At 74.2% G+C, this 22,729-nt stretch carries 23 protein-coding genes, 1 tRNA gene and 1 pseudogene; 7 read left to right on the top strand and 18 right to left on the bottom strand.

Annotation, left to right across the window (positions count from 1 at the left end; genetic code table 11):
- Nucleotides 1-177 precede the first annotated feature (177 nt).
- The 4 genes from ACF09K_RS10790 to ACF09K_RS10805 form a co-directional block, all read right to left on the bottom strand.
- Nucleotides 178-648, bottom strand: coding sequence for a PPOX class F420-dependent oxidoreductase (locus ACF09K_RS10790; RefSeq protein WP_392242311.1), 471 nt, complete (start codon nt 646-648; stop codon nt 178-180).
- Nucleotides 649-769: 121 nt separating this feature from the next.
- Nucleotides 770-1,591 carry a YceI family protein gene (locus tag ACF09K_RS10795; RefSeq protein WP_392242312.1) on the bottom strand — a complete coding sequence of 274 codons (822 nt, stop codon included), beginning with the start codon at nt 1,589-1,591 and terminating at the stop codon, nt 770-772.
- A 70-nt stretch (nt 1,592-1,661) separates the two neighbouring features.
- Nucleotides 1,662-4,199, bottom strand: coding sequence for an MFS transporter (locus ACF09K_RS10800; protein WP_392242313.1), 2,538 nt, complete (start codon nt 4,197-4,199; stop codon nt 1,662-1,664).
- A gap of 13 nt (nt 4,200-4,212) precedes the next feature.
- On the bottom strand, nt 4,213-4,746 hold the full coding sequence (locus tag ACF09K_RS10805) for a MarR family winged helix-turn-helix transcriptional regulator (protein WP_392242314.1): 534 nt from the start codon (nt 4,744-4,746) through the stop codon (nt 4,213-4,215).
- A 215-nt stretch (nt 4,747-4,961) separates the two neighbouring features.
- Here ACF09K_RS10805 and ACF09K_RS10810 point away from each other — a divergent pair, with 215 nt between their 5' ends.
- A complete protein-coding gene (locus tag ACF09K_RS10810) occupies nt 4,962-5,165 on the top strand; it encodes a hypothetical protein (RefSeq protein ID WP_392242316.1) in 204 nt (67 codons plus the stop codon).
- 754 nt (nt 5,166-5,919) lie between these two features.
- On the opposite strand, the gene ACF09K_RS10815 is transcribed toward ACF09K_RS10810, so the two are convergent.
- From ACF09K_RS10815 to ACF09K_RS10850, 8 genes are all read right to left on the bottom strand, one after another.
- The gene (locus ACF09K_RS10815) at nt 5,920-6,831 is read right to left on the bottom strand and encodes an RNA polymerase sigma factor SigF (RefSeq protein ID WP_363090864.1); all 912 of its coding nucleotides are present in this window, start codon (nt 6,829-6,831) and stop codon (nt 5,920-5,922) included.
- Nucleotides 6,832-7,217: 386 nt separating this feature from the next.
- Entirely contained in the window at nt 7,218-8,051 is an 834-nt protein-coding gene (locus ACF09K_RS10820; protein WP_392242318.1) for an RNA polymerase sigma factor SigF, read from the bottom strand.
- 182 nt (nt 8,052-8,233) lie between these two features.
- Nucleotides 8,234-8,527: a Dabb family protein gene (locus ACF09K_RS10825; protein ID WP_392242320.1), complete on the bottom strand. Its 294-nt coding sequence runs from the start codon at nt 8,525-8,527 to the stop codon at nt 8,234-8,236.
- A gap of 31 nt (nt 8,528-8,558) precedes the next feature.
- A complete protein-coding gene (locus ACF09K_RS10830; RefSeq protein ID WP_392242321.1) occupies nt 8,559-8,735 on the bottom strand; it encodes a hypothetical protein in 177 nt (58 codons plus the stop codon).
- A gap of 179 nt (nt 8,736-8,914) precedes the next feature.
- A tRNA-Ser gene (locus tag ACF09K_RS10835) sits at nt 8,915-8,999 on the bottom strand.
- Nucleotides 9,000-9,043: 44 nt separating this feature from the next.
- Nucleotides 9,044-9,475: a tRNA adenosine(34) deaminase TadA gene (gene tadA / locus ACF09K_RS10840; RefSeq protein WP_392242322.1), complete on the bottom strand. Its 432-nt coding sequence runs from the start codon at nt 9,473-9,475 to the stop codon at nt 9,044-9,046.
- 59 nt (nt 9,476-9,534) lie between these two features.
- The gene (locus ACF09K_RS10845) at nt 9,535-10,074 is read right to left on the bottom strand and encodes a hypothetical protein (protein ID WP_392242324.1); all 540 of its coding nucleotides are present in this window, start codon (nt 10,072-10,074) and stop codon (nt 9,535-9,537) included.
- 311 nt (nt 10,075-10,385) lie between these two features.
- Complete coding sequence (locus ACF09K_RS10850) at nt 10,386-10,604, bottom strand: hypothetical protein (protein ID WP_392242325.1); 219 nt, start codon at nt 10,602-10,604, stop codon at nt 10,386-10,388.
- Nucleotides 10,605-10,743: 139 nt separating this feature from the next.
- Between ACF09K_RS10850 and upp the strand changes: the two genes are divergently transcribed.
- Nucleotides 10,744-11,379 (top strand): uracil phosphoribosyltransferase, encoded by a 636-nt coding sequence (upp, locus tag ACF09K_RS10855; RefSeq protein WP_392242326.1) that lies wholly within the window; start codon nt 10,744-10,746, stop codon nt 11,377-11,379.
- 30 nt (nt 11,380-11,409) lie between these two features.
- Here upp and ACF09K_RS10860 read toward each other — a convergent pair whose 3' ends face one another.
- From ACF09K_RS10860 to ACF09K_RS10870, 3 genes are all read right to left on the bottom strand, one after another.
- Complete coding sequence (locus tag ACF09K_RS10860; protein ID WP_392242461.1) at nt 11,410-12,027, bottom strand: LytR C-terminal domain-containing protein; 618 nt, start codon at nt 12,025-12,027, stop codon at nt 11,410-11,412.
- Nucleotides 12,028-12,239: 212 nt separating this feature from the next.
- A complete protein-coding gene (locus ACF09K_RS10865; RefSeq protein WP_004943146.1) occupies nt 12,240-12,536 on the bottom strand; it encodes a type II toxin-antitoxin system VapB family antitoxin in 297 nt (98 codons plus the stop codon).
- A 154-nt stretch (nt 12,537-12,690) separates the two neighbouring features.
- Nucleotides 12,691-13,401, bottom strand: a complete 711-nt coding sequence (locus ACF09K_RS10870; RefSeq protein ID WP_392242328.1) for a siderophore-interacting protein — start codon at nt 13,399-13,401, stop codon at nt 12,691-12,693.
- Nucleotides 13,402-13,543: 142 nt separating this feature from the next.
- On the opposite strand from ACF09K_RS10870, the gene ACF09K_RS10875 reads away from it, so the two are divergent.
- From ACF09K_RS10875 to ACF09K_RS10890, 4 genes are read left to right on the top strand one after another with little or no spacing between them, the layout of a single operon-like run.
- Nucleotides 13,544-15,715, top strand: coding sequence for a penicillin acylase family protein (locus ACF09K_RS10875; RefSeq protein WP_392242330.1), 2,172 nt, complete (start codon nt 13,544-13,546; stop codon nt 15,713-15,715).
- A complete protein-coding gene (locus ACF09K_RS10880; protein WP_392242332.1) occupies nt 15,708-16,310 on the top strand; it encodes a GNAT family N-acetyltransferase in 603 nt (200 codons plus the stop codon). Before ACF09K_RS10875 ends, ACF09K_RS10880 begins: the two co-directional genes overlap by 8 nt.
- Nucleotides 16,307-16,780 carry a cupin domain-containing protein gene (locus tag ACF09K_RS10885; protein ID WP_392242333.1) on the top strand — a complete coding sequence of 158 codons (474 nt, stop codon included), beginning with the start codon at nt 16,307-16,309 and terminating at the stop codon, nt 16,778-16,780. The genes ACF09K_RS10880 and ACF09K_RS10885 overlap by 4 nt, the downstream gene beginning before the upstream one ends.
- Complete coding sequence (locus tag ACF09K_RS10890) at nt 16,777-17,562, top strand: SDR family NAD(P)-dependent oxidoreductase (RefSeq protein ID WP_392242334.1); 786 nt, start codon at nt 16,777-16,779, stop codon at nt 17,560-17,562. The genes ACF09K_RS10885 and ACF09K_RS10890 overlap by 4 nt, the downstream gene beginning before the upstream one ends.
- Before the next feature lie 24 nt (nt 17,563-17,586).
- Here ACF09K_RS10890 and ACF09K_RS10895 read toward each other — a convergent pair whose 3' ends face one another.
- Nucleotides 17,587-17,868, bottom strand: a complete 282-nt coding sequence (locus ACF09K_RS10895) for a hypothetical protein (RefSeq protein ID WP_392242336.1) — start codon at nt 17,866-17,868, stop codon at nt 17,587-17,589.
- On the opposite strand from ACF09K_RS10895, the gene ACF09K_RS10900 reads away from it, so the two are divergent.
- The gene (locus tag ACF09K_RS10900; protein WP_392242338.1) at nt 17,806-19,827 is read left to right on the top strand and encodes a copper resistance CopC/CopD family protein; all 2,022 of its coding nucleotides are present in this window, start codon (nt 17,806-17,808) and stop codon (nt 19,825-19,827) included. The genes ACF09K_RS10895 and ACF09K_RS10900 overlap by 63 nt on opposite strands.
- Before the next feature lie 73 nt (nt 19,828-19,900).
- On the opposite strand, the pseudogene ACF09K_RS10905 reads toward ACF09K_RS10900, so the two are convergent.
- Nucleotides 19,901-20,159 (bottom strand): annotated as a pseudogene (locus tag ACF09K_RS10905) (heme-binding protein); the annotation flags it as partial.
- A 39-nt stretch (nt 20,160-20,198) separates the two neighbouring features.
- Entirely contained in the window at nt 20,199-22,634 is a 2,436-nt protein-coding gene (locus tag ACF09K_RS10910; protein WP_392242340.1) for a helicase-associated domain-containing protein, read from the bottom strand.
- Between the last annotated feature and the right edge of the window lie 95 nt (nt 22,635-22,729).

Consider the following 22,729-nt stretch of genomic DNA (forward strand, 5'->3'; position numbering starts at 1 on the left):
CGAGTCGTGCGGGGAAGCCGCCGGTGGCGACGGGGCCCCAGCGTTCGGGCGTGACCCGGATGATCGACTTGCCCTGCCTGACCATCGCCTCCCGGGCCGTTCCCTTCGGCGTCTCTCGCGCTGCTCCGCAGGCTTCGAAACGCCGCGCCGGACTCCGTCCGTCGGCCGGGGTGGTGGTCAGTCCCGGGGGGCGAGTCGTGCGGGGAAGCCGCCGGTGGCGACGGGGCCCCAGCGTTCGGGCGTGACCCGGATGATCGACTTGCCCTGCCTGACCATCGCCTCCCGGTATTCGTCCCAGTCGGGGTGCTCACCGGCGATGTTGCGGTAGTACTCGACGAGCGCCTCGACGGAGTCGGGCGAGTCGATGACCTCGGCGGTGCCGTCGACCTGGACCCAGGGCCCGTTCCAGTCGTCGCTCAGCACGAGCACGCTGACCCGCTGGTCCCGCTTGGCGTTGCGCGTCTTGGCCCGTTCCGGGTAGGTGGACACGACGATCCGGCCCGAGTCGTCGACCCCGCAGGTCAGGGGGGAGGCCTGGGGGCTGCCGTCGGCGCGCCGGGTGAGGAGGATCGCGCGGTGCCGGGGACGTACGAAGTCCAGCAGCTCGTCGAGGGAGACGGACGTGTTGGTCGCGATGTTCGGTGCCATGGGGCCAGCGTAGGCGCCGGGCCGGCGCGGAGGCGGGCGCCGAGGGTGGCCCTGCCGTACCTACGCCCACCCGCACGCCCCGCCCGCGTACCCCCGCGCCCCCGCACGCCCCCGCCCGCGGTCACGCCTGCGGCAGCGACTCCCCCTGCACGGCCTGGACGTCCAGTTCGACCTTGAGCGTCGTGCCGATGGCGGCGATGCCCGCCTGGACGACCTGGTTGTAGGTGAGGGCGAAGTCCTCGCGGTGCAGGTCGGCCGTCGCGCGGAAGGCCGCCCGGGTGCCGCCCCAGGGGTCGGCGCCGGTGCCGAGGTAGGCGAGGTCGAGGTCGACGGGGCGGACGACGCCGCGCAGGGACAGGTCGCCGTGGACCGTCCAGCGGTCGGGGCCCGCGGCCGTCAGGCCGGTCGAGCGGTAGGTGATCTCCGGGTGGGCGTCGGCGTCCAGGAAGTCCGCCGAACGCAGGTGGGTGTCGCGCACGGTGTTGCCGGTGTCGATGGAGGCGGCGCGGATCACCGCCTCCACCCGCGACTTCCCGACGTCGTCGGGGGCGATCTCGACGGACGCGGTGAAGTCGGTGAACCGGCCGCGCACGCTGGAGATGCCGAGGTGCCGGGCGACCGCGCCGACCGTGGAGTGCGCCGGGTCGACGGTCCACGGGCCGGGCGGCGGCAGTGCGGTGCCGCCCCGCCGGGCCAGCGTGACCGTGCCGATCTCGGCCCGGCCGCTCGCGGTGACCAGCGCGCTCGCGGCGGCCGGCGCGTAGCCGACGGCGGTGACGATCACGGTGTACGCCCCCGGCGCCAGCGCGGTCGTGTCGCGTACGGCGCCCTCCGGGTCGGCCTCGGCGCGCAGCACCTGCGTGCCCGTCGCGTCCGCCACCGTGACGACCGCGTGCGACACGGCCCATCCGTCCCGGGTGCGGATCCTCGCGGTCAGTCCCATCTCACGCAACTCCTCGAAGAGACCGGCCCGTGGCGGGACGCTCCCCGCCACGGGCCGGTGCCGTGTCCTGCTACTCGCCGGGGTGGGCGAGTTCGATGTCGTGGCCGTCCACCCCGGTGCCGGCGACGGTCAGGGCGGTGGCCACCGGCGGGTAGCCGGTCGCGATGACCGTGTAGTCGCCGCCGTCGAGGTCGGTGAAGGCGTACGCCCCGTCCACGCCGGTGGTGGCGGTGCCGACCACGTTGCCCGCCGCGTCGACGAGCGTCACGCGCGCGTCGGCCAGCGGACCGTGCGGCGCCCGGACGACGCCCTGGACCTGCGCCCCCGCGTCGAGGACCAGCTCCACGCGGGTCACCCCGGTCGCGCCGACCTCGACGGGCAGGGCGCGCGGCCGGAACCCGGCGGCGTTGACCGCGACGGTCACGGCACCCGGTACCAGCTCGGCGAAGGAGAACTCGCCCTGCTCACCGGTGGTCCCGGTGGCCAGCAGGTCGCCCCGCACGTCGGTGACGACGACCATGGCGTGCCCGACGGGCTCACCCGTCCCGGCGGCCCGCACGACACCGCCGAGCCCGCTGGTCCCGCTGAGCAGGATGTCGTACGCGACCGGCTCGCCGTCGACGACGACCGTGGACGCCTGCGGCTGGAACCCGTCGGCGGAGGCGATCAGGACGTACGAGCCCGCGCCCGGCGCGTCCAGCCCGTAGGAGCCGTCGGCCTGCGTGACCGAACGGCCCAGCTGTCGGCCCGTGAGGGAGATCAGCGTGACGGCGGCCTGCGGCACGGGCGCGCTCTCGGCGCCGCGGACCAGACCGCGGACCGGGATGCCGCCGGAGGAGGCCGCGGGGACGTCGGCGGCGTCGGTGGTGGTGGCGGCCGTGGCGGTGGTGACGGCCGTGGCGGCGAGCCGCTGCGTGGCCTCGGGAGCGGTCTCGGCGGCGGCACCGGCGAGGGGCCGCGCCCCGGCGGACGCCGGAGCCTCCGCGGACGGAGCCGGAGCCTCCGCGGGAGCGCCCTCGGAGGCCGCCTGCGCCTGCGCGCCCATGGTCCGCAGCGGGACCTCCTTGATGAACAGGGTGATGAGGAAGGCCACCAGGGCCAGCGCGGCGGCGATCAGGAAGACGTCCGCGATGCCGTGGCCGTACGCGCTCTCCATGACCGTGCGCAGCGGCAGCGGCAGCTTGTCCATGTCGGGGATGGCGCCCCCGGAGCCGGACCCGGCGAGGGAGGCGTAGTCGGGGCCGAGGTCCGTGATGCCGTCCCGGGCGTAGTCGCCGATGCGGTGGGCCATGACGGCGCCCAGCGCCGAGACGCCGATCGCACCGCCGAGGGAGCGGAAGAAGGTGACCGTGGAGCTGGCCGCGCCGAGGTCGCCCGGGGCGACCTGGTTCTGCGTGGACAGCACCAGGTTCTGCATCATCATGCCGATGCCGAGGCCGAGCAGGGCCATGAAGACGGCGGTCTTCCAGTACGGGGTGTCGTAGCGGATGGTGCCCAGCAGACCGAGGCCCGCCGTGACGAGCACACCGCCGCCGACCAGCCAGGCCTTCCACTTGCCGGTGCGGGTGATGAGCTGTCCCGACACGGTGGAGGAGACGAACAGTCCGCCGATCATCGGGATCGTCAGGACACCGGACATGGTCGGCGACTCGTCGCGGGCCAGCTGGAAGTACTGGGCGAAGAAGACCGTGCCGGAGAACATCGCGACGCCGACGAACAGCGAGGCAGCGGAGGACAGCGTGATGGTGCGGTTGCGGAAGAGGCGCAGCGGGATGATCGGTTCGGCGGCCCGCGACTCGACCAGCACGAAGGCCAGCCCGAGCAGGATCGAGCCCGCCACCATCGTGTACGTCTGCCAGGACAGCCAGTCGTACTTGTCACCGGCGAAGGTGACCCAGACCAGCAGCAGCGAGACCGCGGCCGAGATGAAGAGCGCGCCGGCCCAGTCGACCTTGACGTCCCGCTTCACGACGGGCAGGTGCAGGGTCTTCTGGAGCACGACCAGCGCGATCACGGCGAAGGGCACGCCGACGTAGAAGCACCAGCGCCAGCCCAGCCAGCTCGTGTCGGTGATGACACCGCCGAGCAGCGGACCGCCGACGGTGGCGACGGCGAAGGTCGCGCCGAGGTAGCCGGAGTACCGTCCGCGCTCCCGCGGGGAGATCATCGCCGCCATGACGATCTGGGCGAGGGCGGAGAGGCCGCCCACGCCGACGCCCTGCACCACGCGGCAGGCGATCAGCATGCCGGGGTTCTGCGACAGACCGGCGGCGGCCGATCCGAGCACGTAGACGACGAGGGCTATCTGGACGAGCGCCTTCTTGTCGTACAGGTCGGCGAGCTTGCCCCACAGGGGGGTGGTCGCGGTCATCGCCAGCAGGGTGGCGGTGACCACCCAGGTGTAGGCGGACTGGCCGCCGCCGAGGTCGCCGATGATCTCCGGGAGGGCGTTCGAGACGATCGTGGACGACAGGATCGCCACGAACATGCCGAGGAGCAGTCCGGAGAGGGCCTCCATGATCTGCCGGTGGGTCATCGGAGCGTCGCCGGCGGACCCTCCGCCGTGCTTCGCGTGAGCCCGCACACCGGCTGGTGTGGTCGTTGCCATGGACTTCCTTCTCTTACGTCGCTTGTGCGGGTGTACGGGTGGTCCGGTCACGTGACGGTCCACGGGGGTCTTCGCTCCCGGGAACGGGAGGGGGGCGGTGGGGTCGGTGCGAGGTGGACCGGCAGTCGCCGAAACTGGCGCGCAGCCGGGTCATCAGTCCGATGAGCTGGCCGACCTCGTCGTCGGTCCAGTCGCTCAGCCGCTCCGCCAGCAGGTCGGTGCTGCGCCGGGTCAGCTCGGCGAGCACCGCGTGGCCCTCCGGGGTGAGGCGCAGGATCCGCGAGCGCTTGTCCGTGGGGTCCGGGGACCGCTCGATCCAGCCCCGTTCGGCGAGGTGCGCGGCGTGCCGGCTGGTCACCGACATGTCGACGGAGAGCAGTTCGGATAGGGCGCTCATGCGGAGGTCGCCGTGCCGGTCGAGCAGCGTCAGCACTCCCGCCGAGCCGGGCGAGCAGTCGGCCGGCAGGATCCGTCCGAGGTCCCGCTTCACGGCTCCGACGGCGCTGAGCTGACGCGCCAGCTCCTCGAACTGTGCCTGCCCTGCCATCACACCTCCCGCTTTTGTTGCTTAGGGCAACCATAGGAGAGCTTGGTTGCTACAGGCAAACAAATGGGGGGCGGGTGCCGCAAAAAGTTGGCAAAGGCACGTATTACGGAAGTAAACGCCCAGGTGGGAGATCCGGCCGGGTGCGCCGGGCCGGCCCGGCCGGGGGACGCCCCCCGCTTGGGTCGCACCGGCCGCTTTCGCTAGTGTCTCGGGGCATGGCTAACACGCAGGGCCCCCAGGGCAATCACGACCCCGCCGGCAGCACCCAGATGTTCCGGGCGTTCGTCGACGAGGGCACTCCCCAGGCATCCCGCCGTACTCCGGCCCCGGCCCCGGCCGGCCCCCGCCTCGGCCTGATCCTGGGCGTCGTCGCGGCGGTGGCGATCGTCGCGGCGGTGGCCTGGCTGGCACTGAAGTAACCGCCGGACCGGCACGCCCCGGCGGCACGGCCCCTCCGGCCACGTCCGCTCGGGGCGCGACCGCCCGTCCCGGACGCGCCTGACCGTCCCGGACGGCTTGCTCGCCCCGGACGGTCTGCTCGGACCGGACCGGGCGCGCCACGCGCCCGCAACCGGTCCCCGGACCTTCCCTCCGGCCGGTCCCCTCACCCGTCCTCCGGCCGGCCGGTGCGGCCGATCCCCCCTCGCACCCTCGCACCGTCACACCCGTGTCCCCCCAGGCGTGCCCGGAGGATCCGCCGGGCGTCCGCGCAGGCCCGCCAGGTGCCGCGCTCGCGGGCTTTCGGGGCGGGTGGTGCCGGGGGAGTGCTCCGTCGAATCGATCGCCGCCCGGACGACGCCCGGGGCGCCGGTGAGGTGCGTCCCGGTGTGGCCCGTCCCGAACAGGCCTGTGCACCCGCCGAGTTGCGGAACGCGCGCGTCGCCTGCCCGCTCTGCCGGTGGTCCGCGCCGACGCGTCCGGGCTCGTCGCGCTCAGGACGGCCGGACCGCCGTCCCCGATGACCGGCAGGACTCCCGCACCTGCGGCTCCGCACCCACGGTCCCGCACCCCCGACGACGACGGCGGCCGCCGACGCGCCCGAGTGCGGCGCGGCGGCGGCCCGTGTCCACGCCGGTCGGACGCGTCGCGCCGGTGCCGTCGGCGGTCCGTCGGAGAAGGAGCCCGCGAACCGCGCACGGTGGTGCGGACCCGGCGACGGGCCCGCACCGCGGCTCAGTCCGAGATCAGACCCTCGCGGAGCTGGGACAGGGTGCGCGTGAGGAGTCGCGAGACGTGCATCTGGGAGATGCCGACCTCCTCGCCGATCTGCGACTGCGTCATGTTGGCGAAGAAGCGCAGCATGATGATCTGCCGCTCACGCGGCGGCAGCTTGGCCAGCAGGGGCTTCAGGGACTCGCGGTACTCCACGCCCTCCAGCGCCGTGTCCTCGTAGCCGAGGCGGTCGGCGAGGGAGCCCTCGCCGCCGTCGTCCTCGGGGGCCGGCGAGTCGAGGGAGGAGGCGGTGTACGCGTTGCCGACGGCCAGCCCGTCGACCACGTCCTCCTCGGAGACGCCGAGGACCAGGGCCAGTTCGGCCACCGTCGGCGAGCGGTCCAGCTTCTGGGAGAGTTCGTCGCTGGCCTTGGTGAGGGCCAGCCGCAGCTCCTGGAGGCGGCGCGGGACGCGCACCGACCACGAGGTGTCGCGGAAGAAGCGCTTGATCTCGCCCACGACCGTCGGCATCGCGAAGGTCGGGAACTCGACGCCCCGTTCGCAGTCGAAGCGGTCGATCGCCTTGATCAGGCCGATGGTGCCGACCTGGACGATGTCCTCCATCGGCTCGTTGCGCGAGCGGAAGCGTGCCGCCGCGTACCGCACGAGCGGGAGGTTCAGCTCGATGAGCGTGTCCCGGACGTACGCGCGCTCGGGGCTCTCCTCGTCGAGCGCGGCCAGCCGCAGGAACAGGGAGCGGGACAGGGTGCGGGTGTCGATGGCTCCCGTGGCCGGGAGCGCCGGGACGGGAGCGGCCTCGAGGGCCGTGACGTCGTCGAGCACGTCGGGCTCGACGGGCGTGACGGGCTCGGTGGGCGCGGACTCGCTCTTCGTGAGCATGAGCACCTTCGAGCTGCCCTGGTCTGCGGACATGCCACCCCCTTTGGGTCGCGGGACGGTCGTGGCGAACGCTCCGGATCGAGGAACGCCAGCCTTCACCTGAATACCGGAGCCGAAGCCCCGGCAAACGCGCTTCCGGCAGAATGTCACATGTCGGCAACACGCTGTAGTGACATGTCGACATGTGAGTGACGAATAGGCCCTGGAAAAAGGGGTTGTGACGGACTTTCAGCACGGTTCTGTCGGGAAGCGCCCTGGTGAGCGGTTCGCCCGTGCAGGTGAGGGATCGCTTCCGCGTTCGGTTGCGGATCTTCACCCCGACGGACCACGCGCCGCCGTCCGCCCGGGAGTCCCGCCGAGGAGCCGCCGTCCTCCGACGGGCCGCTGCCGCCGCTCGCGGCAGGGCCTGGCGAGGGCTGTCAGGCGTCGATGCGGTTCGCCGACCGCAGCCGCTGGAAGCTGCGCGCCAGGAGGCGTGAGACGTGCATCTGGGAGACCCCGAGTTCCGCACTGATCTGGGACTGGGTCAGGTTGCTGTAGTAGCGCAGCAGCAGGATCCGCTGCTCGCGTTCGGGGAGCTGGACCAGGAGGTGGCGGACCAGGTCGCGGTGCTCCACCCCGTCCAGCGCCGGATCCTCGTAACCGAGCCGGTCCAGCAGGCCGGGCAGTCCGTCGCCCTCCTGGGCGGCCTCCAGGGAGGTCGCGTGGTACGAGCGGCCGGCCTCGATGCAGGACAGCACCTCCTGCTCGGCGATGCGCAGCCGCTCGGCGATCTCGGCGGTGGTCGGCGTCCGGCCGAAGGCGGTCGTCAGGTCCTCGGTGGCGCTGTTGACCTGCACCCACAACTCGTGCAGCCGGCGCGGAACGTGGACGGTGCGCACGTTGTCGCGGAAGTACCGCTTGATCTCGCCCACGACCGTCGGCATCGCGAAGGTCGGGAACTGCACGCCCCGGTCGGGATCGAAGCGGTCGATGGCGTTGATCAGGCCGATGGTGCCGACCTGGACGACGTCCTCCATCGGCTCGTTGCGGGAGCGGAAGCGGCCGGCGGCGTAGCGTACGAGCGGGAGGTTGGCCTCGATGAGCGCCCCGCGCACGCGGTCGTGCTCCGGCGTGCCCGGTCGCAGGTTCTTCAGCTGGGTGAAGAGCACCTGGGTCAGCGCCCGGGTGTCCGCGCCGCGGCTCCGCTCGGGCGTCGGGACGGGTGCCTCCTCCTGAGGCGGCGCAGTACTGGCCGACACGGTCAACGCCACCTCTTCGTCAGATCACCATCGGTCAACTCATGCGTCAAAAGCGGTCATAGCATCACAACACATGTGCAGTGTGTGCAAGCACCCCATAACACCGTGTTGAGGGAGAAGTTGGGCGCAGGACGCGCGCAAGCCCCCCGCCGTTCCGGCGGAGGGCTCAGTGCGGCGCGGTCCGGGCCGCGGCGTCAGAACGGGTAGTCGGCGACCACCCAGGTGGCGAACTCGCGCCACAGGGCCACGCCCGCCTGGTGCGCCGGGTGCTCGAGGTACCGCTTCAGGGCTTCCGCGTCCTCGACCGCCGAGTTGATCGCGAAGTCGTAGGCGATGGGCCGGTCGCTGACGTTCCAGCCCAGCTCCCAGAAGCGCAGTTCCTCGATCTGTCCGCCCAGGGCGCGGAAGGCCGCTTCGCCCTCCACCACCCGGGGATCGTCGCGGGTGACGCCCTCGTTGAGCTTGAAGAGGACCAGATGGCGGATCAAGGGCACTCCCGGTGGGTACGGCTGCCGGCTGTCACTTCGCTCCGTCGGCGAGCCAGGTGAAGAAGTCGCCGATGGCGCCGGCCGCGTCCGATATGCCCTCGAAGGCTATCTGGACGTAGTCCGCCGCCTTCTCCGGGTCCGTGATGATCACGTAGAGCACGAAGACCACGATCACGTAGACGGCGATCCTCTTGGCGTTCACCGCCACCGCGGCCTCCCTCTGAGTGCTGCCCCTGGGGCCCCCTGCTGCCGGCCGCGAGTGTAACCCTCACGTCGTTTCTTCCGATCAACGCCACGGCGGGCAGGGTTTTTTGCGGGAACGCCGCCCCCCCCGCACAGCAGGACACCCCCTGGTCCGTGTCGCCACGGTCCAGGGGGTGTCATCAGCGGTAGCGGAGGGATTTGAACCCTCGGTGACTTGCGCCACACTCGCTTTCGAGGCGAGCTCCTTCGGCCGCTCGGACACGCTACCGAGAGAGACCTTACAACAAGGTGAGCCCCGCTTCGAAATCGGATTCACCGGGAGCGGAAGAACTCGGTGAGCAGCCGGGCGCAGTCCGTGGCGAGGACGCCCTCGATCACCTCGGGGCGGTGGTTGAGGCGGCGGTCGCGGACGACGTCCCAGAGGGATCCGGCCGCGCCCGCCTTGTCGTCGCGGGCGCCGTAGACGACCCGGTCCACGCGGGACTGGACGAGGGCGCCCGCGCACATCGTGCACGGTTCCAGCGTGACGACGAGCGTGCAGCCCGTCAGCCGCCACCGGCCGGTCCGCGCGGCGGCCCGCCGCAGGGCCAGCACCTCCGCGTGGGCCGTGGGGTCGCCGCCCGCCTCGCGTTCGTTGTGGCCGGCCCCGAGGACGGTGGTGCCGTCGGCGGCCAGGACGACGGCGCCCACGGGGACGTCGCCGCCGCGCACGGCCAGCGCGGCCTCGTCCAGGGCGAGCCGCATCGCGGCCCGCCAGCGGTCGCGTACGGGGTCGGCGGGCCGGCCCTCTTCGGTCGGTGCGGTCAGCGGACGGTCTCCAGGACCTCCGAGGCCCCGAGGGACTCGGCGATCTCGGTGAGCGCGTCCGAGGACAGCGACCTCAGTTCCTTCTCGCCGACGCCGAGGTCGTCGAGGATGCCGGCGTCGCCGACCGGGCCGTGCGGCACCGCTTCGGCCGGACCGGCGCTTTCCGCGCCGTCCCCGTCGTCGTCCTCGGCGTCGCCGTCCTCGGTGCCGTCGAGGTCGAGGTCGAGGGCGTCCAGGTCGTCGGCGTCACCCGGATCCCGTCCGAGCAGTTCGTCGGTGAGCAGGATCTCCCCGTACGAACTGCGGGCGGCGGCGCTCGCGTCGGAGACGAAGATGCGCGGGTCCTCCTCGCCGTCGATGCGGACGACCCCGAACCAGGAGTCCTCCTGTTCGATCAGCACGAGGACGGTGTCCTCGTCCGGAGAGGCTTCCCGGGCCAGGTCGGCGAGATCCGACAGGGTCTCCACATCGTCGAGCTCCGTGTCGCTCGCTTCCCACCCGTCTTCGGTGCGCGCGAGCAGTGCGGCGAAGTACACCGTGACTCTCCCACTGGTCTTAGGCGTGCCGGTTGGGGGTCCCCCCGGCGGAGGCTGCGGGCGGGGAGAGCTCGGGCTCCGAGCCCCACCCACTCGGAATCGTGGCAGAAACAAGACGTCCAGGGGACGTCTTCGGCTCCCTGTGTCCGGACGTTTTGACCGCGGGTCCACGAGGACGTCCGCGAGCAACTCACCAGCGCACTCGGTGCCACCACCGCGGATCGTACGCGGCTTTGCCGTACGGCCACGCACGCCCACCCCCGTGACGTGCGGGACGCCACCGGTCCTGCCCGCGCGCGCCGAGGGAACCGCTACCAGCGGAAGGTGCGCATGCGCATCGCGTGTCGGAGCCGGGCCGTCTTGGCGCGGCGCGGCTGCACGCGGTCGCGCAGCGCGCGGGCCTCGGCCAGCTCGCGCAGGAACTGCGCGCGTCGTCTGCGGCGCTGCGCCTCGGTCTCCGACGGGTCCTCCGACGGGTTCTCCGGCGGCTCCTCCGCTTGCGGCGCCGCACGCTCTGGCAGGTCACGCATTGGTCCACCACCCTGGTCCGTTTCCCCCACCTTCCCTCGGAAGGGCGGTTTGATGCCGACGAACGGTTCGGGTGAGGGGGGAGGGGCTCACTGTGCGCGGGGGACGCCGGGCCGGTCGGGCCCGGTTACTGTTGTGGACATGCGTCTCCACGTCGTCGACCACCCCCTGGTCGCCCACAAGCTCACCACGCTGCGCGACCGCCGCACGGACTCCGCGACCTTCCGTCGCCTCGCCGACGAGCTGGTCACCCTGCTCGCCTACGAGGCCACCCGGGACGTGCGCACCGAGCAGGTCGACATCATGACGCCGGTCGCCGGCACCACCGGCGTCAAGCTCGCCCGCCCGCGTCCGCTGGTGGTGCCGATCCTGCGGGCCGGCCTCGGCATGCTGGACGGCATGGTCCGGCTGCTGCCGACCGCCGAGGTGGGCTTCATGGGCATGATCCGTGACGAGCAGACCCTCCAGGCCTCCACGTACGCCACGCGCATGCCGGAGGACCTGTCCGGCCGTCAGGTGTACGTCCTGGACCCGATGCTGGCCACCGGTGGCACGCTGGTCGCCGCGATCCGCGAGCTGATCAGGCGGGGCGCCGACGACGTCACCGCGGTGGTGCTGCTGGCCGCGCCCGAGGGCGTGGAGATCGTGGAGCGCGAGCTGGCGGGCGCGCCGGTCACCGTCGTCACGGCGGCCGTCGACGACCACCTCAACGAGCACGGCTACATCGTCCCGGGCCTGGGCGACGCGGGCGACCGCCTGTACGGCGCGGCCGAGTAGAAACCCCCGCCCCGCCGGTGGGTACGGCGCTCAGCAGCCCTTCTTCGTGGTCGCCGTCGGCTTCGGTGCGGCCAGGGCCGTCAGTTCCCTGGTCGCTTCCGGCAGGCCGGTCAGCGCCGTGAAGCCGTTGCCGATGATCAGGTCGATCGCGGGTCCCTTGCGGGCGGCGTCGGTGCGGCGCTCGGCGGCGGTGAGCTGGGTGGCCAGTACCGGCAGCGAGGTGTTCAGCGAGGCCGCCGGGCCGAGCAGCACGCCGGTGCCGGTGACCTTCTTGTCGTACTGCGGGGCGGCGTTGCCCACCTCGCCGATGCGGAAGCCGCGCTTCTTGAGTTCGTCGGCGGTGGTCTTGGCGAGGCCGCTGCGCGTGGTGGCGTTGAAGACGTTCACGGTGATCTGCGCGGGCTTGGGCAGGAGCGCCGGGGACGCGGTGGCCGCGGGGCTCGCCTTGGTCGCGCAGCCGGCCTTCACTCCGGTCGCCGAGGCGGTGCCCCCGCCGCCGGTGAAGACGTCGATCAGCTGAAGGGTGCCCCAGCCGGCCACGCCGAGCACGGCTCCGCAGGCGACGACGACGCCGACCAGCCTGCCGCGTCGCCGGGACGGACGCATCCGGGGGTATTTGTCCCCCGTGATCCGGTATTGGCCGCCCATGCCGGGAGGAGTCAGCATGCTCATGAGCGCAGCGTAGTGCGCCGGGGCGGCCGTGCCTACCAGATGATCATTTGATAGGGCGCAGAGCACCCGAAAGGGCCAACCGGCCCGGGGCGGGAGGCGGCCGGCCAGCTGGTCGGTCGAGGCTGTCCGGGAGCGGGCGGCCCGGGGGTGGTCCGCCCGGAGCGGCTCGGTGCGGCCGGGGGAGCGGCTCAGTCCAGTTCGAGCACGCGCGCGTGGAGCACCTGGCGCTGCTGGAGGGCGGCTCGGACCGCGCGGTGGAGTCCGTCCTCGAGGTACAGGTCGCCCTGCCACTTCACGACGTGCGCGAAGAGGTCGCCGTAGAACGTGGAGTCCTCGGCGAGCAGGGTTTCCAGGTCGAGCTGCTGCTTGGTGGTCACCAGCTGATCGAGGCGGACCGGGCGCGGCGCGACGTCCGCCCACTGCCGGGTGCTTTCCCGGCCGTGGTCGGGGTACGGCCGGCCGTTTCCGATGCGCTTGAAGATCACACGGAAAGCCTACCGGTCCCGACGTTCCGGGCGCAGCCATGGCGGCGGAGTGTGGGGCCGGAAAAGAGGTGGCGAACCGGGGCACAAGGGAAGGGTCGGCCGTCGGAGAGGCCGCCGGCGGCGCCTTCACCGGCCCCGCGGTCCGGCCCGCGCGTCAGCCCGCCTGCCAGTACCCCAGGGCGTGGACCCTCTCCTTCGGGACCGCCAGGTCCTTGCGGACGTACGCCGACAGGGTCCGGGTCGTCCGGGTGTCGCAGGCGATCCAGACGTACGGGTCCGGGGTGGCCGTCAGCAGGGCGGGCAGCTCGGTCCTCACGCGGTCGACCAGTTCCGTGCGGGGGGTGCGGCGGAGGTCGTGCCGGGCGGGGTCGGTGCGGAAGGGGAGGCCGTCCCCGCCGCCCTCGAACCAGATCGTGGCCGGTGCGGGGGCGAGGGCGGCGAGGAGGGAGTTGATCGCGGGGAGGGAGGCCGGGTCGCCGATCACGAGGGCGCGGGAGGGGGGCGGGGTGGGCCGGGTGAAGCCCGTGCCCCGGACGGTGGCCTCGATGGTGTCGCCGGGCCCGGCGGCCCGCGCCCAGTCGCCGGCGGCGCCCTCGTGCAGGGCGAACTCCAGGGAGAAGGTGCCGGCCGCCGGGTCGGGGTCGACCAGGGTGTAGGCCCGCTGGTGCGGCCTGCCCGCGTTGGTGAACCACAGCCGTACCCACATCGTCGGGTGGACGCCGGCCGCGGCGAGCAGTCCGCCGTCGGTGACGTGGAGCCGCCGGTAGTGCGGGGTGACGTCCTGCGCCCCCGTGACGGTGAGGGTGAAGTCCTTCGCCCGCATCAACCTCAGGACCGCGCCCTCCCAGCCCCTCCCCTGCGTCATGTCCCCGCACCCCTCGCGTACGATTCCTGCACTGATTAATTAGGTGAGCCTAACCTAAATCTAAGGAGGATTCCGGGTGACGAGCGGGACGGACGGAGGCGCCCGGCAGACGGACGGCGGGACGGAGGGAGGAGCCCGGGCCGTGACCGATACCGGTGCCGATACCGGTACCGGTGCCGGTACTGGCGCCCGTGCCGGTGCCGCGACCGAGCCCGGAGCCGCGCCGGAGCCCGCGCCCGGTGAGGTCTACCGGGACGCCTGGGGCATCCCGCACCTGCGGGCCGGCAGCGCGCACGCCCTCGCCCGCCTCCAGGGCCGGGTCACCGCCCGCGACCGCGCCTGGCAGCTGGAGGTCGAGCGGCACCGCGCGCGGGGCACCTCGGCGTCCTTCCTCGGCCCGGAGGCCCTTTCCTGGGACCGCTTCGTCCGCCGCGCCCGCCTCGACGACACCGCCCGCCGCTGCTTCACGGCCCTCCAGGAGAGCGACCCGGAGACCGCCGCCTGGGTGCGGGCGTACGTCGACGGGGTCAACGAGGGCCTGCGCCCGGCCCCCGAGTTCGCCCGCGTCGGCCTCCCCCCCGGCCGCTGGGAGCCCTGGACGCCGCTCGCCGTCTGGCTCTCCACCCACATCCTGTTCGCCGGCTTCCCCGCCAAACTGTGGCGCGAGGAGGCCGCCCGCCACCTCGGCGAGGACGCCGTCGCCCTCTTCGCCACCGACGGGCCCGGCACCTCCGGCAGCAACGGCTGGCTGGTCGCCGGCGACCGCACGGTCACCGGCCGGGCCGTCCTCGCCGGCGACCCGCACCGCTTCGTCGAGGACCCCGGCGTCTACCAGCAGATCCGGCTGGCCTGCGACGAGTTCGACGTCGTCGGACTCGCCGTCCCCGGCGTCCCCGGCATCGCCCACTTCGGGCACACCGGCACGGTCGCCTGGGCCATCACCAACGCCATGGCCGACTACCAGGACCTCTACCGCGAACGCCTGCGCCGCACCGGCGCGGGCGTCGAGGCGCTCGGCCCGGACGGCACCTGGCAACGGGTCGCCCGGCACACCGAACTCGTCCGGGTGGCGGGGGAGGAGAGCGTCGAGGTCGAGGTGCTGGAGACCGGACGCGGCCCGGTGATCGCGGGCGGCCCCGAGGGCCTCGACGGCGGGAGTCCCGGCGGCACCGACGACGGCGCCCCCCTCGCGCTCGCCCTGCGCCACCCGCCCCGCGTCACCGGCGACCTCGGCTTCTCCGCCCTGCTCCCCCTGCTGCGGGCCCGCCGGGTCGCCGACGTCGACCGCGCCCTCGACCTGTGGGCCGAGCCGGTCAACGTCGTCCAGGCCGCCGACACCGAGGGCGGCCTGCTGCACCGGGTCGCGGGCCGCGTGCCCGTGCGCGCGCGGGCCAACCGCACCCGCACGGTGCCCGCCTGGGAGCCCGGCCACGAGTGGACCGGCTGGCACGAGATGCCCCGCGCCGGACTCACCGACGGCGTCGCCGTCATGGCCAACCAGCGCGGGCCGGCCGCCGTCCTGGGCGTCGAGTTCGCCCCGCCGCACCGCGCCGACCGCATCCGCGCCCTGCTCGGCCGGCGCCGCCGGTGGTCGTCGTCCGACATGCGGGCCATCCACACCGACACCCACCTCGCCTCCGCCGCGCCCCTGCTGGACCACCTGGCCGCCCTCGACGGCCTGACCCCCGCGGCGGCCGGCCTGCGGGCGCGGCTCCTGCGCTGGGACCGCCACATGGACGCGGACAGCCGGGAAGCGGCCGGGTTCGCCGCCGTGCGCGGCGCGCTCGTGCGCCGCCTCGCCGCCGAGCCCGCCTTCGCCGCGCTCACCACCCCGCCCGCCTACCCCGAGGTCCTCCTGCCCTGGCTGGCCCTCGTCCCCCGCGTCGGCTACGCCCTCGAACACCTCCTGCGCGCCGAGGAGCTGTACGGCATCGACCGGCCGAAGCTGGTGCGGGAGGCACTCGAGGAGGTCGCCGGGCAGCCGGACGCCCGCTGGGGCGACACCCACCGCCTCGCCCCGTGGCGGGCCCTGCCCGACCCCTCCCGGGAGGAGCCCGCCCTCTCCGGCGACCACGACTGCGTGCTGTGCACCTCCGCCGTGCCCGGCTGGACCGACCTCGCCGCCCGCGGCCCGGCCGCCCGCTACGTCTGGGACCTGGCCCGCCGCGAGGACAGCCGCTGGATCGTGCCCCACGGCGCCTCCGGCCGACCCGACAGCCCTCACCACGACGATCAGCTTCCCCTCTGGCTCACGGGCGAGCTGGCCCCGGTCGTCACCGACTGGGCGCACCTGACGAAGGAGAACGATGACTGACGCGAACGCCCCCTACGTCCACGTGCAGGAGGCCGAGGGCTTCGGCACCGTCCGCATCCGGCCCCTCGACGCCGAGGCCGACGCGGCGGTCGTGCACGGCTGGGTGAGCGAGGAACGGGCCGTGTTCTGGGGCATGAACGGCCTGACCGAGGACCAGGTCGCCGACGTCTACGCCCACATGGCCGGCCTCGACACCCACCACGCCTTCCTCGCCGAGCTGGACGGCGAGCCCGTCGCCGTGCTCCAGACGTACGAGCCGTCGCAGGACCGGGTCGGCGAGTGCTACGAGGTCGAGCCCGGGGACATCGGCGTGCACGTGCTGCTCGCGCCCGCCGGAGAGGGGGGCGCGCGGCCGGGCTGGTCGTCGGCGCTGATGGGCGTGTTCGCGTCGTACGTGCTGGTGGGGAGGGACCGGCGGCGGGTGGTGGTCGACCCGGACGTGCGCAACGAGAAGGCCCTCGCCCGCTTCCTCCGCCAGGGCTTCGAGGCCGGACCGGTGGTCACCCTCCCGGAGATCGACCTGCCGGACGTGTACCTGCCGGAGAAGACGGCCCGGCTCGCCTTCCTCCGGCGGGAGGTAGCCTTCCCCGGGTGACCCCGGAGGACCTCGTCGCCCACTACGGTCTGGAGCCGATCCCCCGCGAGGGCGGCCTGTTCCGCCGTACCTGGACCGGACCCGCGCTGCCGGACGGCACCCCCGCCGGAACCGCGATCGTCGCCCTGCTCACCGCGGACGACTTCTCCGCCCTGCACCGCCTCCCCGGCGACGAGGTCTGGCACTTCTACCTCGGCGACCCGCTGGACATGCTGCTCCTCGCCCCCGACGGCACCTCCCGCACGGCCGTGCTCGGCCCGGACGTCCTCGGCGGCCAGCACCCGCAGCTCACCGTCCCCGCGCGCACCTGGATGGGCGCGCGGGTGGCGCCCGGCGGCGCCTGGGCCCTCTTCGGCTGCACCATGGCCCCCGGCTTCACCCACGCGGCCTACGAGCACGGCGACGCCGCCGTCCTGACGGCGCGTCACCCGGACCGGGCCGGCCACATCGCGCGACTGTGCCGCCCATGACCTTGCTGGCGGGCCGGACGGCCCTGATCACGGGTGCGGGCGGCGTCCTCGGCCGCGGCATCGCGCTGCGCTTCGCCCAGGAGGGCGCGGCGGTGGCCCTGCACTGCCGTACGGCGGTGCGGGCGGCGCGGGCCGTCGCCGCCGAGATCACGGGGGCGGGGGGCCGGGCCGTCGTCCTCCGGGCCGATCTGCGGAACGAGGAGGAGTGCCGGCGGCTCGTCCGGGAGGCCGCCGAATGGGCCGGGGAACGGGTCGCGGGACGGACCGGGGGACGACTGACCAGTCTCGTCAACAACGCCGGCGTGCAGCCCGTGCACCCCCTGCCCGGCATGACGGCGGCCGACTGGCGCGAGGTCGTCGACACCAACCTGACCAGCGTCTTCGCCTGCACCCAGGCCGCCGCCGAGGTCATGCGGGCCCATGACGGCGGCACGGTCACCCACATCGCCTCGGTGGAGGCGGCGGCGCCCCCCGAGGGCCACGCCCACTACGCCGCCTCCAAGGCCGCGGTCGTCCTGCACGCCCGAGCAGCGGCGCGCGAGTACGGCCCCCACGGCATCCGCGTCAACTCCGTCTCGCCCGGCCTGATCGACCGGGAGGGCCTGGCCGACGCCTGGCCCGAGGGCGTACGCCGCTGGCGCGAGGCGGTCGCCGTCGGCCGGCTCGGCCGCCCCGAGGACGTGGGCGACGCCTGTGTCTTCCTCGCCTCCCCGCTCGCCTCCTGGATCACCGGACACGACCTGGTGGTGGACGGCGGGGTGTCGGCCCGCCCGGCGTGGTGAGCAGGACGGCCCCGCGGTCCGTACCTACCTCCGGGCACGGGAGCCCAGTCCGAGGTACGGAGCGGTGACGTGGACGAGGGGCGTGGTGGCGTGAGCCGGCGCGGTGACGCGGGCGGACCCGACGGCGGGCGAGGGCGCGGTGACGTGGCCGTCGGGCAGGACGGCGGGCGACGGCGCGGTGCACGCGACGGCCGGTACGGCGGCGTCCGGGGCGGAGGCGGCGTCCGGGGGTGGCGGGGGCTGGTGCTGCTCGGCACCGCCCTGGTCCTGCTCCTCCTCGGCGGCGCCGGCCAGGCGTCGGCCCACGCCGCCCTCCGCGACGCCGACCCCGCCGACGGGTCCGTCCTCGCGACCGCCCCCCGCGGCATCACCCTGACCTTCACCGAGTCCGTCGGCCTGATCGACGACGGCTTCCGCGTCTTCGACCCCCGCAACGGGCGCGTCCGGACGGGCGAGCCGCAGCACGCCGACGGCAGGTCCGACACCGTCCGCGTCACCCTCCCGGCCCGGCTCGGGACCGGCACCTTCACCGTGGCCTGGCGGGTCGTGTCGGCGGACAGCCACCCCATCGCCGGCGCCTTCACGTTCTCGATCGGCGCGCCCTCCCCGACCCCGGCCGCCCTCCCCGGCGGCCCCGGCGGCGCCATCGACGATGCGGCCACCGCGGGCCTGCACAAGCTCGGCCGCTGGCTGGCGTACGGCGCCGCCGCCCTGCTCATCGGCACGGCCGCCTTCGTCGCGCTGTGCCGCCCGCCGGACGTCCGCCCGCTGCGCGGACTCCTCGTGGCCGGCTGGTGGACGTTCACCGCGTCGACGGTCCTGCTGCTCCTGCTGCGCTCCCCCTACGAGACCGGCGCCGGCCCCGCCGAGGCCCTCGACCCCTCCGGCCTCGCCCGGACCCTCTCCGGCCGGCCCGGCATCGCCCTGGCCGCCCGGCTGCTCCTGCTGGCCGGGGCCGCCGTCCTGCTGCTGCGGCAACGCGGCCGCGAACGGCCCACCCGGGCGACCCGCGCCACCGGCCTCGTCCTGGCCGTGGGCCTCGGCCTGACCTGGGCCGCGGCCGAACACGCCTCGGCCGGCGTCCAGGTCCCGGCCGCGATGGCCTCCTCGGTACTGCACCTGCTGGCCATGGCGGTGTGGTTCGGCGGCCTCACCGCCCTGCTCACCCTGCTCCGCCACGGCACCCTCCCGGCCGCCACGGCCGCCCGCTTCTCCCGGCTCGCCGCCACCTCGGTCGCCGTCCTCGCGGTGACCGGCGCCTACCAGGCCTGGCGCGGCCTCGGCACCCTCGACGCCCTGACGGACACGGCGTACGGCCGGACCCTCCTGGCCAAGCTGGGGGCGGTGGGCCTGCTGCTCCTGGCGGGCGCCTGGTCGAGGCGGTGGACGGGACGGCTGGTGAGAGCGGAGGCACCGCGCACGGGCGTGTGGGGGGCGGAGACGCCGGATGCGGGGGAGAGCGGGGCGAGGGTCGAGCCGAAGGACGACGAGGACGACGAGAAGGGGACGGTGAAGGAGAGGGAGACACCGATGGAGAAGGAGAACGAGAAGGAGACGGGGACGGGGACAGAGACGATGGCGGAGGCGGAGACGAAGGCGGAGGCCGGGGTGAGGACCACGGCGGAGGTGAGGGTGGCGGCGACGGTCGGCGCTCCGGCGAAGGAGGAGGTGTCCGTGCGGACGCCCGCGCGGGCCCCGGCCCCGCCGGAAGGACCCCCGCCCCACGACGGCGCCCCTCTCCCCCCGCCCCCCACCCCAGCCGAGGACGCCCACCGCCGTGCCCTGCGCCGGTCCGTCCTCGCGGAGGTCGCCGTCTCCGTCGTCGTCCTCGGGCTCACGACCGTGCTGACGGGCACCCTCCCCGGCCGTGCGGAGGCGGAGGCGGCGGCCTCCGAGCAGTCGATCGGGCTGTCCGCCGCCTCCGTGACCACGGTCCCCTTCGACATGAGCGCCCCGGGTGCCCCCGGCGCGCGCGGCAGTGTGCAGATCACCCTCGATCCGGGCCGGGTCGGCGAGAACGCGGTGCAGGCCGTGGTCTACGGCCCCGACGGCGGCTTCGCCGGCGTCCCCGAACTGCGCATGTCCTTCAGCCTCCCCGGCCAGGACATCGGCCCGCTCGACGCGAAACTCACCGACCGGGGCGGCTACTGGGCCGCCGACGCCGTCAACCTGCCCCTCCCCGGCACCTGGGAGATGAGCGTGACCGTGCGCGCCTCGGAGATCGACCAGGTGACGGAGACGAAGCCGGTGCGCATCAGCCGCTGAGCGGGGCGCCGGGCACGGGGACGACGCCGGTGTCCGCGCGGACCGGTGCGGGGACGGGTACCGGTGCGGGGCAGCGGCCGAGCGCCGCGCTCCCGGTCCGCGCGAACCTCTCGTCCGGACCGCTCGCCGGAGGAGGCACCGGCGACACCGGTGCCCGCGACCGGGGCGCCCTGCGCGGTGACGGGGGCGCCGCCGCCGAGGGACGGCGTGCCCAGAACGTCCTTCAGGTTCGGCGCCTGCTCCGGCCGCCCGTACGGCTCGGGCGTGGGCGCGTCCCAGGAGACCGCGGTGAAGGCCATGCGGTCGTTCGCTCGTTCAGCCATCCCGTCACCCGTCACCCGTCACTCGTTATTCGTCATCCCGGTATCCCGTCATTCGGGCACGAGACCCATGACGCCGTGGACGCGGGAGAGGGTGAAGACGCGCCCGTCGTCCCGCAGATGGCACCAGGCTTCGAGGTAGGGCGGGTCGAGATCGAGGTGGCTGAGGGTGCGCACCGTCCGGTTCCCCGAGGCGGCGACGTACTCGACGGTGATGGGCCCGCCGGTGTCGATGGCGTGGGCGAGCTGGCGGACGTCGCTGTACGGCAGGTGCTTCGCCCATCCTGAGACGATCTCCTCGGTGTCCGTGGCGAAGGGCCTTCCGCCGGCGAGCGGCGCGGGATCGGGAAGCGTCGGCGGGGCCTTCAACAACTGGAGAGCCAAGGCGCCCGGGTCTACGGGGGCGGACGTGTTCACCCCGCCTGCGGCGGCGATCCGGCCACCGGACGGCGTGCCGGTGCCGCGCGGAGCCGGCACCGGAGCGGCGGCCTGCGGGGACCAGGCTCTCTCGATCCGTACCGTGCCCTCGGCCGTCTCGGCGACGGGCGCGTACCCCTCGGCGCGGAGCGCGGCGAGGGTCGCGTCGAGCGGGCTGCGGCTGACCAGCACCGTCGGCGCCAGCTGCCGCAGCCCGAGCTTGGCGAGCCTGCGGTGGGCGGCGAGTTCGGCCAGGAGGGCGGGCTCGGCGCCGTGGACGACGCAGGCGGCGGGCGAGACGCGCACGCGCCCGTGGCCGCGTGCGACGTCGGCGATCAGGTAGGACAGCGGCTGGGGCAGGGGCCCGGCGGCGACAGCGGCCAGGTCGGCCGTGATGTCGTCGCGGACGAGGCCGGCGTCCAGCGCCCGGCGGATGCTGCCGGCGCTGAACCGCCACACCGATGCCGTGCCGCTGGTCTCCCGGTCGGCGACGGAGTCCAGGAGCGAGGCCAGCCGCGCGGACGGTGTGCCGGTGACGACGGCGGTGAGGTCGGCGCCGATCCGCGCCGTCGTGGTGGCCGGGGGCAGCAGCCGCCGGCACTCGAAGTCCAGCGACTCCGTGTCACCGGTCCACAGGTGGACGCCGAGGGCGGACAGGGCGCCGCGCACGAGCACGCCGAGGAGCTCGGCCTCACGGATCACGGTGGCGAACGGTGTGCCGTCCGTGGGCGACGGATGGGCGAGCGGGCGGTGCCAGGTGACGAGGGAGCCCAGCTCCGAGGCGACCGTCGCGCCCTGCCCGGCCGGGAGCCGTTCGGCCGCGGCCAACAGCCCGTGGCGGGCCTGTACGCAGCCGTTGCACGGGGGTGCTCCCGCGAGAGCGGGAAGGGCCTTGCCGTCCTCGTCGCGCGCCTGGGCCGGGGTGAGCGGCAGGTCCCGCCATGCCCGGAGCAGGACGGCGAACTGCTCCGGGGGCTCCTGCTGCGTCCAGGCGTCGTACGCCTCGGTGGGCATCACGCGCTCGCCGTCCGGGCTCATCAGCCCGGCGGCGTGCGCGGTCTCGAGAACGAGGCGTACGACGGCGTCGTCGGCCTGCGCGGCCCTGCCGATCCGGGCCAGTTCACGCGCACCGATCCCACCGGACTTCAGCCGGACCGGAGCGGTCGCCGAGCAGACCGACAGGACCGAGACGGCACGGGACGCGAACGCCGTGGCCGCGGCGGACGCCTCGTGGTCCACCTCCCGCGAGGTGACGGGCGCGCAGCGCGTGGAAGGCGGAACGGGGTCGAACGGGGCGTGCCGGCCCGGCCCGCGCAGCGCGAGCGCCACCTCGGCCGGCATCCGCGACGGGCCGTAGTAGTAACGGTCCTGGACCAGGAACCCCCGCTCCAGCGCCCATCGTTCTCCCGGTTCGAGGCCGTCGCCGGCGGTGCCGAACACGGCGGACCGCGGCTGCCCCGGCGTACCCGCCGCCCGGCGTTCGAGCAGTTCGCGGGCCGCCTCGGGGGCGCCGGCGATCACGGAGACCACCTGTTCCGGGTCGCTGTGGTGGTCCACCAGCGCGGCCAGCCGCTGCTGCTTGACACCCGGCGGCCTGACGCCCAGTGCCGCCAGCATGCCGCGCAGCTCCTCGGAGGTCGTGTCCGCGAGCAGCTCCTCCAGCGGAGCGTCCAGTCCCAGGGGCGCGTCCCACACCTGGTGCAGCGATCCGGCCACGTGGAGATCACCCGCGCCGTCCGGCCAGGCCAGGGCGTGATCGGCCAGCGCCTCCAGCACGGCGTCCAGGTCCCGAGCGGCTTCCCCGTCCGCCGCCCCCAGCAGTTCTCCCAGGGCAGCGCGCGACGCGGGCGCGCCCAGCGCCACGAGCGCCTCGGCCACCTGGAAGTGCGGCAGCGCGAGCCGCCGCAGGGACAGGGCCACCGACCCCGGGCGCTGTAGGCGGTCCGCCAGTTCCCCCACCGTGCGCGGCTCCGGAGGGGCCATGGCGTCCCTCCGCGCTCCGAGCACGCGTGCCAGACGGGAACCGTCGAGGCCGCTCAGCCATGTCGTCAGCGTCGAACCGGACTTCACGCGGAATGCACCTCGTCGAACCAGGAACCGTCACAACGGCGCCACCGTCCCGGCGCCGGCCCCAAGAATGGCGCACCCCCGTGACCAACGGGTGC

This window comes from Streptomyces sp. NPDC014882, from assembly GCF_043081325.1.
In the GTDB taxonomy this organism is placed as follows: Bacteria; Actinomycetota; Actinomycetes; order Streptomycetales; family Streptomycetaceae; genus Streptomyces.